This is a genomic window from Lactobacillus sp. VURO6/B1 (VP7), from assembly GCF_058139575.1.
Genome location: NZ_JBVOWJ010000011.1, coordinates 54,602 through 71,996, shown reverse-complemented (window position 1 = coordinate 71,996; position 17,395 = coordinate 54,602). Strand labels below are relative to the sequence as shown.

Sequence of the window (17,395 nt, the reverse complement as noted above, 5' to 3'; positions counted from 1 at the left end):
CACGTTAATTATAATACCGAAAAACGTACGTGATTGCAAGCAAAATTTGCTTAAAAATTACTTCTTATTCTCTTTAACGAATTTTTCTAGGCGCTTTAGCCCCTCTTCAATTTGATCCATTGAAACAGCGTAAGAAAATCTGATATAACCTTCCCCGCCTTCACTAAAACTAGAACCTGCTGTAACAGCAACTCGCGCCTTGTCAACCAACTCATAAATAAATTTATTATCATCTTGTTCAAAGCCATCAGGTATTTTAGCAAAAATGTAGAATGCACCTTGGGGTTTAGCACACTCAAAACCTATTTTTGTGAGACCGGAATACAAAGCGTCGCGTCTCTTTTGAAATTCTTTTTTCATTGGTAGCGCATCATCCATACCGTTTTTAAAGGCTTCTTCGGCTGCATCTTGCATAGGTGTTGGCTCAGTAGTAACTATTGCTTGGTGAACTTTTGCAATTTGCTGCAAAATATTTTCTGGCGCACAAACAATACCAATTCGGTAACCGGTCATGGCCCATGACTTGGAAACGCCGTTCATTAAAATAACTTGGTCATGCAATGATTTTTCCATTGAGGCATGTGGTTGATCATAGTTCAATTCACTATAAATTTCGTCACACAATGCGAAAATTGGCTTATCACGGATAACATCCGCCAAAGCATCCAATTCATCTTGACTATACATTACCCCAGTTGGATTGGTAGGATAATTCATAACCAACATCCGTACCCGGTCCCCATACTTGTCAATTACCTTTTGCAATTTTTCTGGTGTCAGCTTAAAGCCGTCGTCTACTGTATTTACCTTAACAATTTCAACGCCTTCATTAATGACGCCCTCGTCAGTCATATAAAGCGGAAACAATGGAGTTGGCACGACCATAACATCGCCAGGATTCAAAGTTGCTAAAACCGAATCAAAAATAGATTCAGTTACACCATTTGTGACCAAAACTTCAGTTTCTGGGTCATAATTTTGACCATATTTTTTACTCAAAAATTCACTGGCTGCCTTACGCAATCCGATGGTCCCGTTTGAAGGTGCATAGTGAGAATGATTTTCATCAACTCCTCTTTTAGCTGCCTCTTTAATATGATCCGGAGTATTAAAATCCGGCTCACCTAGAGTAAACTTAACGACATCGGGGATTTTGCTGGCATAATCTGAGAATTTCAAAATCGGATTAGAGGGAGCTTCAGCTAGTCCTTTTCGTACGTATTTAATTAAATCTACCATATTTTTCACCAAACTTTCTTTTCAATTATATAGATTATACCTTTAATAAAATTATTTTTCTACAATATTTTTCTAATTATTAATTAATTTTATATCTAAAAACACCTTTGAACTATATCAGTTAAAGGTGTTTCAAAATCGATAATTTTTATTTAAGGCAGCTTACCCTTGAATTTGATCACGCAGCTTTATCATCATGGGATAGTTATTGGTAAAAATGCCCGCAACATGTTTTTGAAAATATTGTTTAGCAATTTGCGGGTCATCAACTGTCCAAATACGCTCTGTAACTGCTTGCTCTCCTGGTAAAAGCATGCCTGGATGAATGCCAGCAAAGTGGTTATCTTTAACTAATTTAGCTGAATTAACTACTTCTTCATCAGTTAGATAACAATAGATCTGGCTAGGATCAATTTCCTGGCAGTTCTTCAAAGTAACATAATCAAAAGATGAGTAAATAATGGGATAAACGAAGTGATAGAGTTGTGCCAAGCTTAACACAGTATTTTCAATACCTCGATAATGAATTACTCCAGTTTTAAATTCCAAATTTATTTGAATATTTTTATTTTCCAGTAGTTCAAATAATTCTTGCAGAGTTGGCACCGGTTCACCATTTGACAAGTGCAGCTGCCTTAAGTTACTAAGAGTATAGTCCTTAATATAACCGGTGCCATCAGTTGTTCGGTCAACTTTTTCATCGTGCATTACTACTGGTATGCCGTCCTTTGTTAAGTGAACGTCAAATTCAATCCCTTCTGCCCCATTTTGAACAGCATTGCGGAAGCCTTCCATCGAGTTTTCTGCAAACTTCACGGGATATCCTCTATGACCAAATACTATTGTTTTATTTTTGCCACTATTCATATTTTTGTGTTGGTTAAACCTCATAAAAAAAGAAAACATTACAAACCAAACATAGAGGATATAATAAACCCTTTTGCCTAATTTTTAAATAGTAAAATACCAAAAAAAGCAAAAATATTTTTGGTATAATTTTACTGCAAAAAAAGAAACAGCTCCTATTACAGAACTGTCTTCTTTTCGGGTTGGGTGTTCGTAAGAACAATTGGGTTAGCTGGATTCGAACCAGCGCATACTAGTACCAAAAACTAGTGCCTTACCGCTTGGCTATAACCCAATACCATTTGAGCTTTTACTTGTTTGCTCAACATTTAATAGTATAGGAAATTGTGCCCTGCAAGTCAAGAGAAAACAGCTTTTTTCTTGCTATAAATTTAGCTCATAGGCGTTTCTAGCGCCATTTTCAGTTTGATCAACCTGAACAACTCCTCGAAACTCAAATCCTAAACTTTTAATCAAGCCCTGCATCCGTTTATTGACCTCATGTGTATCAATACGGAAATTATGAATGCCCAGCATCAATCCTCTCGATATCAAGTTTGACATCATAAATTGGCTCAGGTGCTGTCCGCGAAATTTAGTGCTAATTGCTATTCTATGAATAGTAGCATATTGTTCATCATTATTTTTCCAAGCACCATCTATTTCAGTATAATTAGGATCAGGTGTAGTTAGTAAAACGGCAACACCGGCAATTTCTTTATTAGCTACAAGGCAATATGTGCGCTTTAAAGCAATGTCTTCTGCAAGCATTTTACGGTTAGGAGAGCCATTTTGCCACTGAGGATTACCGTCTTCTTTCAGCAATTTTTTTGCTTCAGCAATAATTTCCATAATTTGGTCTAAATCTTCTTTTTCTGCCAAGCGAATATAAATCAACATTTTGTTTTCCTCATTACTTTCAATATTTTATTTTAAAGTTAATTATACAATAAAAGCAGCCTTTCAAATAGGCTGCTTTTTATGGCTGAAAACCGCTATTATACTTTTTACTTTTAACTACATATGTAGGAACGCTAATAAAGTGCATGGAACATATATTATCATTATGCGAAATACTAAATCCATAATAATTATAATCACCATCATGAAGCGTACCTTGGATGTTAAACAAGTCCCCAGCATGTTCCCATTCTTGGTAATAGCTGCGGTCAGATCTCTCCTCTTCCCCGCTGCCAACATAGCCAAAAATCATTTGTTTTAAACCAAAATAAACGCTTTTCTTTAATTCCGTCATAGACATTGTAGGGCTAATATTATAAAAGCCGGCCATATCTTCAACAAAATTATCGTCAAGGTTAAGTCCATTAGCATGACAAGCATGAATAATGCCAGGAACATAATGACTGTCCTTAATTGTTTTATTGTTTTTAGTATATTCCAAGGCAATATCGGCTGCTAATTTTTTAGTTCCATTACTTTCAACCCAGGGAGCTAAATTCAAATCGTTCCTCGCCTCATTAATAAGACGAAGTGAAAAAGCCGTTAAATCTCCAATTTGTTTCGCAGTAAGCTGATTTAAATCAACCTGAGTTGCATCATCAGCTTTACTTTCAGACACTTTGAGACGGCTAAAGTCATTAGCTTTCATCCCTTGCATTGAGGCATTGATAAAATTCTTGCTGGGTTTACCTTGATAAGCTAGTAGCAACTCAGTTTTAGTGTAACCTTTGGGCAATTTCATCTTTGCCTGAGTATATACTCTTTTAGTACTCTTTTTAACAACTTTAACGTCTTTAGCTAAAATCCAATGCGAATTATTGCCAATTTTATAGGCCATTCTTTTTTTCTTGCCAATTTTTTTCTTGGCACTATAGGGGTACTTATACTTAGACTCTGCATAAAAATTAGACTGTTTTCCAGAAATTTTATACAGACGAACTTTTTTCTTCTTTTTTACTTTAACATAGCCCTTGATAGTGGCTGCTGTTACTTGTTCAGCTTCACCTATAGTTATTCCTGGAATAGTGATTAAAAAAATAATATTAACTATGGCAATAGCAAATTTGCTTTTCTTCATATTCTTCCTCGAGAGTTATTCTAAATTGGCTCTTTGTGGTACAAATTTAATTCTAAACTTATTATGAGAGATTGCCAATTAAATTATTTTTTCAATTAAGAAACATTTTGTAATATTTTTACCTTATTTTAAATAATATAAGTGATGAATAGGACCGAATGCCAGTCATGATTGTATGTAAAGATTAAGCATTTTTACTGCTACCAAACTTAATGGCAATATTGACAAACACAAGCCTTTGATAAAAATTGCTCCAAATTAAAGCTTTTTCTGAAATTTTTTGATTAATATTGTTGTTACCGGGTTTACAAAGTGAGCGCTTTTATTTTTATACGTGAAATTCATATCTCTCAGAAATAATGTACTGTTTTCCTGTATGTACAATATTCTTATTTTCATCTTCAACGCTTACTTGTAATAATAACAAAGGAAAGCCAACAGATTTCTGCAAAACTCTGGCTTCACTAAGACTCGCTAGGGCAATACTTATAACCATGTCCCGCGACTTTAGTTCTTTTATATGATATTGGCCGTGTAAAACCCGATATAAAGATTTGCTTAAGTCAAATTTTTCCAGTCCAGTAAACCGAGGCAGAGGAAAGTAGTTGCATTCTAGCATTACAGGTTCGTCATCAACTAAATGAACCCGTTCAATATAAAGAGCTGTCTTTGTTTTTAATATTGATTTTAACTTGTCTGGAGTTTCAACTTTTTTTACCTTAATTACTTGTGCGCTAGCTTTAAAACCCTCGTTAGCAGCTGTTTGTGAAAAGCTTTCAGCTGAAGGAGAACTGACTATTCTTTTCACTTTATGCGGTTTACGAACAAATGTCCCCACACCATGAATCTTCTCAATCAAGCCATCTTCAGCTAATCCAGCAATAGCTTTCCTTAAAGTTACACGACTTACGTTGAACTGTTTACTTAATTCAAATTCGTTTGGCAATTTACTATCTATTGGATATTCTCCTGTAATAATTTTTTGCCTGATTTTTTCCATTACCTGAGAATACAAAGAACCTGTTGCTACCAAATATCATCACTTCCCTAATATTACTTTTACCCATGTATCATCTATTGTCTAATAAATGATTATGTACTTGAGCTAATTTTGATCTATATTCACAAAGAATAGTATAAAACAAAATTAGATTAAAGTATTCCAAAACAATAAGTATTCCAAAAGAGAAGACCACTATAAAAACTGGAAACTAACATAAAGGGATTCTATTTTCATAGAATCCCTCTAAAAATACTTTTTACTATATTATATTAATAAGTGAGTTTCCACATATAACGACGCTTGGTTAACGGATGCTTTCTCGCCTTAGCTAATTCTTCGGCATAAACACGCATCACACCTGTATGAATCATCGGGTTGAAGTAATCAATCACATTTTCACTGGCAACTTCATTAAGACCATAATCCTTAGCGTCAATATTTGTTACTTGCGCGTCAAATCTTTGTAAGAATGTTAAAGCACGAGCATCAAGATGACGTGTACTGCCGTCATTCATGAACAATAAGTATGGAGCATCCTTTTCGGTAAGTTCAAATGGACCATGGAAATATTCTCCTGAATGAACTGTTGGAGCAGCAATCCACTGCATTTCCATAAACAAGAATGATGCGGTTGAATAAGCAACACCAAGTGATGCACCACTGCTGAGAACAAAAATTTTCTTTTCGTCCTTGTATTTTTCACCAAATTCCTTTGCTGAAGGGCCAACAGATTTTACTGCATTTTCAATCAAATCAGGCATGCCATTAAATGCTGCGAGAGCCTCATCATAAAACTGATAACCTTCAAACTGCTTAACAATTTCAATAGCAAAGGCCAAGCAATATGACATTTTTTCTGTTTTAGCAGCATAATTTTCATGGAAACCGTGAATAACTTTATACTCTGTTTCCTTAATAATAGGCGAATCATCTGCCATTGATAAAGTAATCAGATGAGTCCCTAATTCTCTAGCCTTTTTAGTTGCAGCCACTGATTCTGGGGTTGTGCCTCCAAGAGAAGCTGTTATTACAATAGTGTGTTCTCCCACTCCTTTTGGAGTATCATAGTTAAATTCATTTGCAGTATGAATTGAGGAAAGCAGTTTAGTACTTTCATGCGAAACAAAGTAATAACCCGGATACAAGTCGGCCATTGAAGCACCACAACCTACAAACATTACACGATCAATATCAGGCTGCTTTTCCTTAATATCACTTACAATAGACTTAACTTTTTCAAAATCCATAATATATATAATCTCCTAGTTCTACTATAAAAATAACTTAAAACTAATTAAAAATACCTAATACGCTGAGCAGGATACCACCGAAAATACAGATAACCATAATCCAAGCAGTATTGACCTTCTTTTTGATTAGGTAAAACATACCCAACGTGAAGGCTAGTGACAACATCTGTGGAAAAATCGAATCTAAAGTTTTTTGTAAAACAAAAGTTTTACCAAATTTTATCGGAGTTGTTATCCCGATCATAGTTGCCACCATTGCGCCAATGACCATTAGCCCTATTACATTCATCAAAGACATGATTCTGTTAATAGTACCATTACTAATGAGACGCTGGATATTCTTTTTACCTTGGAGATAACCCCATTTGCCGCCCCAATAAGTAACAATAACTGAAGGGATGATAGAAATAATCATTGCCAAAATCGGTCCAAATATGTTTCCTTGTTGAGCCATGTTGATTCCCAGACCAAAGGCAATAATTTTAACTGTTCCCTGGAAGAAGGAATCACCAATACCTGATAAAGGCCCCATTAATGAGGTTTTAACCCCATTAATCGAATCGGGATCGAATGTGTCTGGATTGGCTGCATATTCCTCTTCCATTGCCGAAGATAGCCCTAAAACAAAAGAAGTCAATTGCGGTGTACAGTTAAAGAATGCCATATGACGATGATATGCTTCTTTCTTCTTTTGAAGCTTTTCAGGCGTATCCGGTTTCTCACCATAAATCTCATCTATCGTTGGTGCCATACCATACATGAAACCCATATTCATTTGGCTTTCATAATTCCATGATGTCTGAATAGCCCATGATCTCCAGAAGAATTGCCAAAACTTATGACGTAACCGTTTATCTGTATTTTTTTGTTCAGTCATAATTCATCCTCCTATAATTCTTCCAAATCATCTAAATCATCACTACTACTGGTCTTAGGAGCAGCATTATTGTTTTCATTATTAGACATAAACTTGTTGAGTATAATAGCGAAAATAACTGCAAAGATAGCTACGCTGATAACAGTCATCTTGCCATAAGCTGCAATAAAGAAACCTAAGAATAAGTAAACTGCATTTTTCTTATCAATCATAGTTGACATCAGAAGAGCAAATCCGTAAGCTGGTAAAATCTTACTTGCTAAAGTTAAACCGTTTGTTAACCAATCCGGAATCATTTTGACGAAACTGGTTACAACATTTGTTCCTAAAAAGATTGCAAGAAAAACTGGAACAAAATATAACAAACCATAAATAATTGGTCCATAAACTATGTGGTAACTTCGTGCTTTTCTAAATTTGCCTGCATCTATTGCATTCTCAACCAATTGGTTAAAGGATGAAAACAACATTCTAATTACTATAGCTACTAGCTGACCTAGCACTGCTACTGGCAAAGCTACTGTTAACGCTGCTTGTGCACTAGTATGTGACAAAATAGCAAAAGCTGAAGCTACAACTGAGCCTAAGACCATATCAGGTGGAACGGCGGCTCCTACTTGAACTATTCCCATCGAAACTAATTCAAGCGTAGCACCAACTAATAATCCTTTCGAGACATCTCCTAAAACCAAGCCAACGAGTGTACTTACGATTAACGGCTGCTCGAAGTTTTCACGACCCAGCAATCTCGAGTCGAACATGGCGAAAACACCAACCAAGCCGACAACAAAAGCTTTCCAAAACATTTTTTACCCCCTTTTTCTAAATCATATTATTTAGAAACTCCTTATTAGCTGAAGGAACTTGTTGCATTGAGATCTTAATTCCCTGATCGCACATTTTCTTAGTAAGTTTAACTTCGTCGGGAGTTAAATATATAGCATTACTAAAACGTTTAGCATCAGGCTTAGAAGGAACTAGGCCATAGTTAATCTCTTCTACTGGACCATATGCATCAATAAACTTGCTTAGTTCAGTTACATTTTCAAAAAGCAACATAATGTTGTCTTTTAGAGCCTTAATTTGATCGATTTTACTAATTGCTTTATCTACACTGAAAACGTTTAGTCTCACATCTTCCGGTTTAGCCAGTTTCAATGACATTTTCTTAAAATCATCATTTGCTGTAGCTGTATCAATCACAATTACTCTTTCGATATTTGCAAATTTAGTCCATGAAAAAATGACCTGTCCGTGCAATAATCGGTGATCAACCCTAATTACTTTTATCATAATAAATCTCCTTCATCGTCATCTTCAGTCATCAACTTATTTATCGACAAAACTCCCTTCTGTCCTTGGTTAATAGCTTCCTCTATATCTTCTTGGGTTAGGCCTGAATTCGCAGTAGTAACCAAAGTTATAACCAAAGGCAAATTCATACCTGTCAGTACGGTTAACTTTTGGTGATCCTTTAATAGCTGGGTCATTTCATTATTAACTGAACCCCCCAAAACGTCAGTAATAATTACAGTATTTTCATCACTAGCGTTATCTATAGAATTCCTGATTTCACCGATAAAACTGTCATCACTCGTACCATTTTTATATGCTTCATATGCCTCGAGATTTTTCTGTTTACCAGTGATCATCTCAACCGTATCTTTCATTCCTTCAGCGAGCTTGCCATGGCTAACTAAAATTATTTTCACTAAACTTCACCCCTAATCCAAAATCAATCATTGTTAGTACATTAACAAGATGTATTAACATGTATATTTAGTATAATAATATATAAAGAAAGTCGTGTAAAGGGTTTCTTTAAAAATAATTAAATTTAATTTTTTATTTATAATTTTAAAGCGCTTTTATTTAGCTTAGAATTAAAAAGTAAAGTGCATTAACTTTTTAACAACTTTTTATTTATAGTCTTCTTTCCACATATACCTGCGAGTTTCATAACTTTCGTGAGTAGTATAAGAAAGTTCTCTCATATAAACATTATTTAAAATTGATGAAAAAATCGGATGATTAAAATACGGTGATACTGCAGGCTCGATATCATCTAACCCAATTTCTTTACCGTCTAGTACATACAACTTTTTGCCAGCAAATCTTTGTTCAAATTTCAGCGCACGTTCATCTTCTGGTCTTGTTTTTCCCGTAGCCAAAAGTTGAAAAATTGACTTATTCTTATCTGTAACTTCAAATGGACCATTAAAGTATTCATAACTATGGATAGTTGGCGAATTTAATTGCAGCATTTCCTCTAAATTACAAATCGAGAAAACATAAGCTGCACCATATGCTGGACCGCTACCAATAACATAAATGGTTTTTTGATCTTTATTTTGCTCAGCCCATTCTTTTGCCAAAGGTGTAGTATATTCAACGGCTTTGCGATAGATAGGATCAAGCAAATCAAAAGTTTTCATGGCTATTTTAAAATTCTCATAACCTTCAACTTGTTCCAGCAAATTCATCGCTATGCATATTCCAATACTGCCATTTACACGTTCAAGTCTGCTTTCATCTAGAGCCAAACTTTCATATTTTATTTTAAAATCACAAACGTCTACCAGCTCAGATTCATCAACATAAAGAGCAATGGTGGTTGCATTATGTTCTTTAGCAACTTTTGCAGAATCAATCGTCTCGCTAGTTCCTCTCATAGAACATAAAACTACTAAAGTATTTTGGTCTATGCTCTTTGGCGGAGCATAAATAAATTCTCCGCTAGTATACATACTGGAAAAAATAGTTTTTGACTCCTGATGCATAAAATAGTTTGCACCGTAAAAGCCGCCAAAAGAGCCTCCGGCACCAACCCAAATTACCTGCTTAATACCTCCACCAGATTCCATATTTTTAATAGCTTTTTGAACAACTTGTTTAGCTTCTTCTTGTATCTTCATCTTTTTCTCCTGTATTAAATATAGATACATGTATCTTCAATTTAAAATTATAAAGCGCTTTATTTATAAAGTAAAGTGTATGTTAAAAATACAGGTATCTTTTTTATAAAAAAGATACTGGTGCCTAATTAATCAGCTTTTGTTATAATACAGTTAATAGTTATTCAGGAAAGAAAAAAATATGTTGAAAAAGTCTGAAAATCATATGCCACTATATCTTAGCTTGGCAAATATTATAAAAAACAAAATTACAGAAAATAAATATCAAATAGGTAAAAAGATACCTTCTGAAATGCAGTTGCAAAAAGAATATTGTGTCAGTCGTACCACTGTTCGTAAGGCTCTTAAAGTCTTAAGCGAAGAGAATTTTTTAATTAAGCTTCCTGGTAAAGGAACTTTTGTTTCTGACAAAAGTAATGAAATTCAAACTCAAAATCAAAAATTTTCGAGTTTAACAGAAAGCGTTGTCAAAACTGGTAAAAAAATTTCTAACCGTTTAATTAGTATCAAAAGCGTTGCAGGCAATGATGAACAAAATTCATTCCTGCAAACTACTAATGAGCAGCAAATAATAGAAATTAAGCGTTTAAGATATATTAATGACATCCCATTTTGCCTTGAATGGATATGGCTTGCTCCAAAATTTAATGCTATTAAAGCTGAAGATCTTAATATGCCCTTGTATCAAATATTACAAAAGAAGTTTCATATTAATCCTGGTAAAGGCAAGAAAACTTTTAAAATTGTGTTTGCAAATAGAGAAGAATCTTTTTTGCTTAATGTTGACGAAAAAACACCATTAATGCGAATCAAGGACTTAGTTTATGACGATCACGATCTTCCTTTACATATTACGCAAGAAATAATTCGCAGCGATAAATTTACATACGCGGTTAACCATTAATTTTTTAACTAAAAAAGCAGGCGCTAGTTTTTCAACTAGTGTCTGCTTACTTTATAAATATTCTGTTTTTAACTGACTAACTAATTAGTACCAGCCATTAGCTTGCCAGAATTGTTTAGCTGCTGCCCATGAGCCGTAACGATTAGTAACGTAGTTGTTAGCAACACGTTCTTGGTTAGCAGCTGAGTAGTCTCCATTAAGGTATGCAGCAGAAAGCTGATATTTACCAATGTATTGACCATTTTGTGCACTGTATGAGCCACCAGATTCACGACTGGCAATCCACGCTTTTGCTCCAGCTTCTGAATCAGATGAAGCAGTTGTGTAATTAATATTTGTAGCTGCAGTATTGTTTGCAGAATGCGTAGTTTCTACATTATTATTGGCATTAGAAACTGAACTATTTTCTGTTTGTGTGCTAGTTGCAGCTACAGTGTTTTGGGATTCATTTGCTGGATGATAGCCTTTATTAACGTATTTGGCTTTAACCCATTGGTTCTTGCCTAAGTCATACCACTTGTGACCCTTTTTGTCGTAAGCAGTTTTAATGACTTTCCAAGAAGAATTACTTGGTAAAATTTGCCCAGTAGCTTCAGGATGTTTGTAACTGTTCCATACGCGAATTGAATTGCCATCAACATAGTTAACAGTTACAACTGCTGCATCATTTTCTACTGTGGCTGCTTGAACATCATTTGCTTTAACGCTGCTCATAACTGCAACTCCGGAAGCAGATAATGCTGCTACTGCTGCTGATTTAACTAAGATAGATTTTACCTTCAAAAAAATTCTCTCCTTAAATAAAAATCCATAATATGTTTTTCAAACTGAACATACTAAATCACTATTCAATTTGATGCTATATATACTACAACGTTAAAGTTGCAGAACCATAACAGGAATATCACTCAACCTTTAAGAATTAGTTACCTAATTTAGTAAAAATGTCACAGTTGTAACACAACGTTAACTGTTATTTAATTTGACAAAATCCTATTAGAACAAGGTCATACGGTTAATTGGCACTAGCAAGAACATGCGTTTGTATATTGCAACTTTAACCAAATGAAAGCTATTTTTGCAACACAAATGAAAAACATTGGCCAGCTTTGCATAATTTCTACCTAAAGTGATATAGTTAAGTTAATATTTAGTAGAAAGGAAATTACAGAATGAGTAAGTTTGAAGTTACATTAGACAAAAAAGATTTGCAAATGCTTGAAGATTGCCATTCAAAAAGCCCTTCAATTATGAAGGCATTAAAAGAAGCCAAAAAGGTTGAAGACTAATATTTAATCCAGGAAGCACTAATGTGCTTTCTTTTTTTGCATTTCAGAACAACAATTGCTTTTAAATAAATATAAAGCCTATCGATTATAAAATTATTCAAAATTGAAAAACACAGCAAAATAAGTCCCGTAAGTTAGACAACTTGCGGGACTTACTTTATTTAATCTAGTATTTACTAGCCCATTAATTATTTTCAAACAAACTTTGGATTTCTGCAGGTGTATTTGCTGCTTTTAACTTAGCAATAAAGTCCGCGTGAGTCAAAAGTTTGGCAGTATTTGATAAGTACTGCAAATGAGCATTACTATCAACTTGTGGTATTAAAAAGGAAATAACTGTATCAACCTTCTTACCATCTAATGATTGCCAGTCAATCGGTTGTTTGAGTTTTAAAACGATCATTGAAGACTTAGCAATTGCTGCTGACTGAGCATGGGGAATAGCAAAACCGTCTGTCATCCCTGTAGAGCCTTCTTTTTCACGCTTAACGTAACTATTGTAAACAGCTTCACTGTCATTAGCCAAGTTGTTTTTGACGGAAAAGTCTGCTAAATATTTGAGCGCTTCATCACGACTCGCAACATCAACATCAACTTTAATATTTTGTAAATCAAGAATATCGCTTGGATCAAAACTTTCTACTTGTTGGTTAGAGGTATCGTCAACACTAGGTGCAATTGTAGAGTCAGCTGCAGTTGCTAAAGCATCTTTTTTAGCAAATCTACCAGCGATTAGAGCCAATAGCGCACCCGAAATAGCTGCTCCAATCAGAATCCACAGTACCCATAAGAATGGTTTATTAACTAATGGTAAAACAATAAAGCCACCGTGAGGAGCAGGTACGCTAATCTTGGTTATGTAAGTTAAAACTGACGCTACTGCAGAACCAATCATAAAAGCCGGGATATTCCATAAGGGATGTTTAGCAGCAAATGGAATCGCTCCTTCAGTGATATGAGTAGAACCCAGTAAAAAGTTGACATAACCAGCTGCTCTTTCACTCTTAGAATATGCTCTGCGATTCATTAAGACGGCAAAGCCTGTTGCAAGCGGTGGAGCAATACAAGCAGCAGAAACTCCTGCCATAAAGTAGTAGTTTCCTTGAGCCAGTAATACCGTACCTGTAACATAGGCAGCCTTATTAATAGGACCACCAAAGTCTGCTGCACACATGATGCCCACAATAATTCCTAACAATGCAGGATTAGTATTTTCAAAACCTCTAAGCCAGGACATTAAACCAACGTTCAGAGCTTTAATTGGAGTATTTAATAAATACATAATTGATCCTGTAATTAAAACCCCGAGAACAGGTAAAAGAAAGATTGATTTCAAGCCTCTAAATTTATCATCCGGTAGAGGTTGAAACAGCTTCTGCAAGCCTAAAACAACGATCGCAGCTAAATAGCCACCAACGATGGCTCCTAGAAAACCGCCACCACCGTTGAAGGTGATAAAACCGGCAGAAAGGCCGATTACAAAACCCGTTCTTTGAGCCAAAGCTTCAGCAATATAAGCTCCTAAAACTGGAGCCATTAGGTTCATAGTAGTACTGCCGACTGTATTTAGCATCGCAGCAAATTGATTGTATTCGCTACTTTTGGGATTTGCCGAATCAATTCCCCAGAAGAAGGAAATAGCCATTAGCACACCGCCTGCAACGACAAATGGCAACATATGAGAGACGCCATTCATTAAAGAGGTATAAATTTTGTTGACTAGCTTTTGCTTTCCTACACTTTCATGCGTGGAATCCTCAGCTGCCTGTCCTTCTTTATAAATTGGTGCTGCCAATGCTTTTTTAATTAAAGCATCTGGCTCTTTAACACCCCTTGCTACCGGAACTACTACTAGACGTTTGCCTGCAAAACGATCCAAGCCAACATCAATATCAGAAGCAATAATTACGGCTTGCGCGTCTGCAATTTCTGCACTTGTTAAATTATTTTCAATACCCGTTTGACCGTGTGTTTCAATTTTGATGGTATAGCCAAGCTTTTCTGCGGCTTTTTCCAGTGCCTCTTGCGCCATAAATGTATGAGCAACACCAGTTGCACAACCAGTCGCACCAACTAAATCATATTTAGCCACTTTAACTCATCCTTTCCGTTACTGAAATTTGTGGTAATAAATTATCTAAAGAAAAAGCTGTTAGTCCAATGCGACTAGCTGTATCGCTTCCTGCAGCTACAGCTACTTTGAGAGCCTCACTAATAGGTTTTTTCTTTTCCAAAAAGGCAATGAAGGTGCCAAGCATGGTATCTCCGGCACAAGCTGAATTAACTACTTTTATTTTTGGGGCATTGGCAAACAGGATATGCCGTTCATTTATAAAAGCAGCACCATCAGCACCTAGAGAAACTAAAACATTTTGACAACCCGATTTAATTAATTTCTGAGCCAATTCGACTGTTTTTGTGGCAGTCATTTCACCCTCATAATTAAAGAAAGCTGCCAGTTCTGCGTCATTAGGTTTAAGTAGAAATGGCCGATATTTTAAAGTATCACTTACTTCTAGGTAACTACTGTCAATCACAAATTTAGCCCCCTGTTTTTGGACTAATTGAGCCAGTTGCACTAAAAAATTTGGTTTTATACCCCGAGAAAAGCTTCCGGAAACAACTACCATATCATCCTTAGTTACTGTACTTTCAAGATAATCCAAAAATTGATCTTGTTTATCTGAACTTACTACTGGTCCGGGATTAACTTGTTTGTATTCTGTACCTTCGTCTAAAACGTCCGTAAAGACATTAACTCTAGTAGGTTCTTTTACCTTTAAGAAATTAGTTTTAATACCCTTTTCTGTTAAACCAGAAATGACATAATCTAATGTAAAGCCGCCACCAATACCAGTAGCTACACTATCAATGCCTAATTTCTCTAAAATGAACGAAACATTGACCCCTTTACCATTAGGTTGCAATTCAAATTTTTCTGTTCTATTAACTACCTTTGGTTCCAGCTTTTTAGTGACAATTACTAAATCAATTGCTGGATTCAATGTTATTGTATAAATCAAAGATTTCTCCCCTTTTTTTGCCTTTTGCATTATTATTATAGAAGTTAAAAAGTGTAACGTTTTTCCAAATTGATAGCGTTTACTATAAATAATGGGAAAATATTTACAAAAGGAGCTCGTAAATGCCAAATAAAGAACTTTCTTCAGCAGAATTACATCTCTGGAATATCGTCGAAAATAATCCCCAAAAGATTGCTAATATGTCAATAGTAAAACTAAGTCAATTTGCAAATGTCTCGACTGCGACAATTGTGCGCACTATGCAAAAGATGGGTTACAGTGGTTACACCTCTTACCGCGAATCTTTGAAACTAAAAAGCAATTCAAATTCTACGTTCAGTGTGTTAAACGAAGCTGACGATAAAATTAAAAGCGTGATTACTAAAAACGAAATTGAAATGAACAATACACTGCATAACCTAAGTTACAGCACAATCGAAGACAGCATTTCGCTCACTAAACAAGCTAAAATCGTTTTTATCTTTGCTCGCGGCTTATCTGAATCAATTGCTCACGAAATGATGGTTAAATTACAATTAACTGGAAAATACTGTGAATTCCATTCAGACCCAAATATTATTAAGACAATTGCCTGTAAGATCAAGAAAGATTCGTTAGCAATTTTTATCACTTTGAACGGTGAAACTGAGGAATTGGTCACTGCAGCTAAAGCTCTTAATAAAAACGAAGTTCCGGTTTTGGCCTTCACTACTAATTCCTCAGGCAGCATTTTGCCTTTTTCAACTTTATCCTTTATAGGTTACAAATCTAAAACTAATTATTTTCCCGAGTACGAGGTCAGATCACGCTTGCCACTACAAATAATGACCCGTATTTTTAGTGATGCTTATTCAGTTAGAACCGATTTTTACAAGGGCAAGTAAAAAGCCTTCTATACTAATTAAAGTATAGAAAGCTTTTTTAGCTTCTTATTATCAAAGTTGGTAAAGTTAGTCAGCAACTTCTAACTTATCACGCCAAGACTTAGCTCCTTTCAGAGCCTCATTTAAGTTTGCTATATTTTCTTTTCCGTGAGTCGACAACCATTTTCTACCGGCTGTTTCACTGTCAGCAGCAAATGGCTTGATAGCTGGTTTCCAAGTAGCACGGCCGCAAAGAACGCCGTTGAAGTCAGCACCCGCTTCTTCAGCCATTTTAATTTCAGCAATAAACTCTTCACTAGTTACACCAGCCGACAAGAAAATATATGGCAGATCAGTTATTTCAGATTGCTTTTTAAGCAGATCCTTAGCTTCTTCTTGAGTGTAAACAACATTGTTGTCACCATTAAAACCTTCAACAAACTTAATGTTAAACGGAATTTCAACTTTAAGTACAGTCACATCGTATTCAGGTTTTGAAAATTCTTTCATTGTCTTCAAAACCTTATCAGCTTTAACTTTTGCAAATTCTTCACTCTTAGCGTCAGCGATATTTGCATCATAAGTCAAAACTTCCAAAAAGAATGGCAATTCATTAGCTTTAGCTTCTGCACCAACTCTTTCAACGAAAGCGTGCTTTTTATCATTAATTTCTTGACCTTCATCAGGATCATAGTAAACCAAAAACTTAATGGCATCTCCGCCTTCATTTTTAATCCTTAATCCAGACTGATTAGCAATTAAGTCAGGCATTCTGCCAGGTTCTGTGGTATCATACCCGGTTTTTTCATAAGAAAGTAATAATCCGCAATTTTTATCTCTCACTTTTGTTGCTGGCAAACCATATTCTGGGTCAGTCAAAATCGATGAAGCATAAGGAGTCAACTCACTGGAAACTGCTTTTTTAAAATCAACAATAGTTGTTTCATCAGCAGGTTTATTAGCGGCCTCTGCTAACATCTTTTTCAAAGAGCCACGTTGATCGATTGCCAAAGCACTGATTATACCATCAGTTGTTGACAAGTTTGCCATATGTTTGGCAACTGCTGCAGAAATTGTTTTCATTATATATCTCCTTTAACATTTTCTTTAATCGCACAACTATTATTATATACTGATAAAGTTGCCTT

General features: G+C 35.3%; 17 protein-coding genes and 1 tRNA gene. 2 read left to right on the top strand and 16 right to left on the bottom strand.

From position 1 onward, the window contains the following. Nucleotides 1-57 precede the first annotated feature (57 nt). The 12 genes from ACZ2M0_RS07405 to ACZ2M0_RS07350 form a co-directional block, all read right to left on the bottom strand. Nucleotides 58-1,239 carry an aminotransferase class I/II-fold pyridoxal phosphate-dependent enzyme gene (locus ACZ2M0_RS07405; protein ID WP_490059008.1) on the bottom strand — a complete coding sequence of 394 codons (1,182 nt, stop codon included), beginning with the start codon at nt 1,237-1,239 and terminating at the stop codon, nt 58-60. 162 nt (nt 1,240-1,401) lie between these two features. Then, the gene (locus tag ACZ2M0_RS07400) at nt 1,402-2,130 is read right to left on the bottom strand and encodes a glycerophosphodiester phosphodiesterase family protein (RefSeq protein ID WP_490059033.1); all 729 of its coding nucleotides are present in this window, start codon (nt 2,128-2,130) and stop codon (nt 1,402-1,404) included. Between the two features lie 178 nt (nt 2,131-2,308). Further along, a tRNA-Gln gene (locus ACZ2M0_RS07395) sits at nt 2,309-2,380 on the bottom strand. Nucleotides 2,381-2,469: 89 nt separating this feature from the next. Next, nucleotides 2,470-2,985, bottom strand: coding sequence for a GNAT family N-acetyltransferase (locus ACZ2M0_RS07390; RefSeq protein ID WP_490059007.1), 516 nt, complete (start codon nt 2,983-2,985; stop codon nt 2,470-2,472). A 79-nt stretch (nt 2,986-3,064) separates the two neighbouring features. Continuing rightward, nucleotides 3,065-4,123, bottom strand: a complete 1,059-nt coding sequence (locus ACZ2M0_RS07385) for an SEC10/PgrA surface exclusion domain-containing protein (RefSeq protein WP_490059006.1) — start codon at nt 4,121-4,123, stop codon at nt 3,065-3,067. Between the two features lie 328 nt (nt 4,124-4,451). Further along, nucleotides 4,452-5,156: a GntR family transcriptional regulator gene (locus ACZ2M0_RS07380; RefSeq protein ID WP_223902668.1), complete on the bottom strand. Its 705-nt coding sequence runs from the start codon at nt 5,154-5,156 to the stop codon at nt 4,452-4,454. A 239-nt stretch (nt 5,157-5,395) separates the two neighbouring features. Next, complete coding sequence (locus ACZ2M0_RS07375) at nt 5,396-6,373, bottom strand: SIS domain-containing protein (RefSeq protein ID WP_490059005.1); 978 nt, start codon at nt 6,371-6,373, stop codon at nt 5,396-5,398. Nucleotides 6,374-6,416: 43 nt separating this feature from the next. After that, nucleotides 6,417-7,253, bottom strand: coding sequence for a PTS system mannose/fructose/sorbose family transporter subunit IID (locus ACZ2M0_RS07370; RefSeq protein WP_223902670.1), 837 nt, complete (start codon nt 7,251-7,253; stop codon nt 6,417-6,419). An 11-nt stretch (nt 7,254-7,264) separates the two neighbouring features. Next, entirely contained in the window at nt 7,265-8,059 is a 795-nt protein-coding gene (locus tag ACZ2M0_RS07365) for a PTS mannose/fructose/sorbose/N-acetylgalactosamine transporter subunit IIC (RefSeq protein WP_223902671.1), read from the bottom strand. Between the two features lie 16 nt (nt 8,060-8,075). Further along, nucleotides 8,076-8,546 carry a PTS sugar transporter subunit IIB gene (locus ACZ2M0_RS07360; protein WP_223902672.1) on the bottom strand — a complete coding sequence of 157 codons (471 nt, stop codon included), beginning with the start codon at nt 8,544-8,546 and terminating at the stop codon, nt 8,076-8,078. Further along, nucleotides 8,543-8,965, bottom strand: coding sequence for a PTS sugar transporter subunit IIA (locus ACZ2M0_RS07355; RefSeq protein ID WP_223902673.1), 423 nt, complete (start codon nt 8,963-8,965; stop codon nt 8,543-8,545). The genes ACZ2M0_RS07360 and ACZ2M0_RS07355 overlap by 4 nt, the downstream gene beginning before the upstream one ends. Nucleotides 8,966-9,172: 207 nt before the next feature. Beyond that, entirely contained in the window at nt 9,173-10,168 is a 996-nt protein-coding gene (locus tag ACZ2M0_RS07350) for a sugar isomerase (RefSeq protein WP_223902674.1), read from the bottom strand. Nucleotides 10,169-10,349: 181 nt separating this feature from the next. Between ACZ2M0_RS07350 and ACZ2M0_RS07345 the strand changes: the two genes are divergently transcribed. Beyond that, nucleotides 10,350-11,072: a GntR family transcriptional regulator gene (locus ACZ2M0_RS07345; protein WP_490059004.1), complete on the top strand. Its 723-nt coding sequence runs from the start codon at nt 10,350-10,352 to the stop codon at nt 11,070-11,072. 84 nt (nt 11,073-11,156) lie between these two features. Here ACZ2M0_RS07345 and apf read toward each other — a convergent pair whose 3' ends face one another. The 3 genes from apf to pfkB form a co-directional block, all read right to left on the bottom strand. Further along, nucleotides 11,157-11,855: an aggregation-promoting factor gene (apf, locus tag ACZ2M0_RS07340; RefSeq protein WP_223902676.1), complete on the bottom strand. Its 699-nt coding sequence runs from the start codon at nt 11,853-11,855 to the stop codon at nt 11,157-11,159. A 690-nt stretch (nt 11,856-12,545) separates the two neighbouring features. Continuing rightward, on the bottom strand, nt 12,546-14,453 hold the full coding sequence (locus tag ACZ2M0_RS07335; RefSeq protein WP_490059003.1) for a fructose-specific PTS transporter subunit EIIC: 1,908 nt from the start codon (nt 14,451-14,453) through the stop codon (nt 12,546-12,548). A gap of 1 nt (nt 14,454) precedes the next feature. After that, the gene (gene pfkB, locus ACZ2M0_RS07330; RefSeq protein ID WP_490059002.1) at nt 14,455-15,384 is read right to left on the bottom strand and encodes a 1-phosphofructokinase; all 930 of its coding nucleotides are present in this window, start codon (nt 15,382-15,384) and stop codon (nt 14,455-14,457) included. A gap of 122 nt (nt 15,385-15,506) precedes the next feature. Between pfkB and ACZ2M0_RS07325 the strand changes: the two genes are divergently transcribed. After that, nucleotides 15,507-16,268 carry a MurR/RpiR family transcriptional regulator gene (locus tag ACZ2M0_RS07325; RefSeq protein WP_490059001.1) on the top strand — a complete coding sequence of 254 codons (762 nt, stop codon included), beginning with the start codon at nt 15,507-15,509 and terminating at the stop codon, nt 16,266-16,268. A gap of 66 nt (nt 16,269-16,334) precedes the next feature. On the opposite strand, the gene ACZ2M0_RS07320 is transcribed toward ACZ2M0_RS07325, so the two are convergent. Continuing rightward, entirely contained in the window at nt 16,335-17,330 is a 996-nt protein-coding gene (locus ACZ2M0_RS07320) for a tagatose 1,6-diphosphate aldolase (RefSeq protein WP_490059000.1), read from the bottom strand. Between the last annotated feature and the right edge of the window lie 65 nt (nt 17,331-17,395).

What these genes read in the sequence shown, in the direction of transcription:
- ACZ2M0_RS07405 (WP_490059008.1), bottom strand. Translation starts at nt 1,239, where the DNA reads ATGGTAGATTTAATTAAATACGTACGAAAAGGACTAGCTGAAGCTCCC.
- ACZ2M0_RS07400 (WP_490059033.1), bottom strand. Translation starts at nt 2,130, where the DNA reads ATGAGGTTTAACCAACACAAAAATATGAATAGTGGCAAAAATAAAACA.
- ACZ2M0_RS07390 (WP_490059007.1), bottom strand. Translation starts at nt 2,985, where the DNA reads ATGTTGATTTATATTCGCTTGGCAGAAAAAGAAGATTTAGACCAAATT.
- ACZ2M0_RS07385 (WP_490059006.1), bottom strand. Translation starts at nt 4,123, where the DNA reads ATGAAGAAAAGCAAATTTGCTATTGCCATAGTTAATATTATTTTTTTA.
- ACZ2M0_RS07375 (WP_490059005.1), bottom strand. Translation starts at nt 6,373, where the DNA reads ATGGATTTTGAAAAAGTTAAGTCTATTGTAAGTGATATTAAGGAAAAG.
- ACZ2M0_RS07370 (WP_223902670.1), bottom strand. Translation starts at nt 7,253, where the DNA reads ATGACTGAACAAAAAAATACAGATAAACGGTTACGTCATAAGTTTTGG.
- ACZ2M0_RS07365 (WP_223902671.1), bottom strand. Translation starts at nt 8,059, where the DNA reads ATGTTTTGGAAAGCTTTTGTTGTCGGCTTGGTTGGTGTTTTCGCCATG.
- ACZ2M0_RS07360 (WP_223902672.1), bottom strand. Translation starts at nt 8,546, where the DNA reads ATGATAAAAGTAATTAGGGTTGATCACCGATTATTGCACGGACAGGTC.
- ACZ2M0_RS07350 (WP_223902674.1), bottom strand. Translation starts at nt 10,168, where the DNA reads ATGAAGATACAAGAAGAAGCTAAACAAGTTGTTCAAAAAGCTATTAAA.
- ACZ2M0_RS07345 (WP_490059004.1), top strand. Translation starts at nt 10,350, where the DNA reads ATGTTGAAAAAGTCTGAAAATCATATGCCACTATATCTTAGCTTGGCA.
- ACZ2M0_RS07325 (WP_490059001.1), top strand. Translation starts at nt 15,507, where the DNA reads ATGCCAAATAAAGAACTTTCTTCAGCAGAATTACATCTCTGGAATATC.
- ACZ2M0_RS07320 (WP_490059000.1), bottom strand. Translation starts at nt 17,330, where the DNA reads ATGAAAACAATTTCTGCAGCAGTTGCCAAACATATGGCAAACTTGTCA.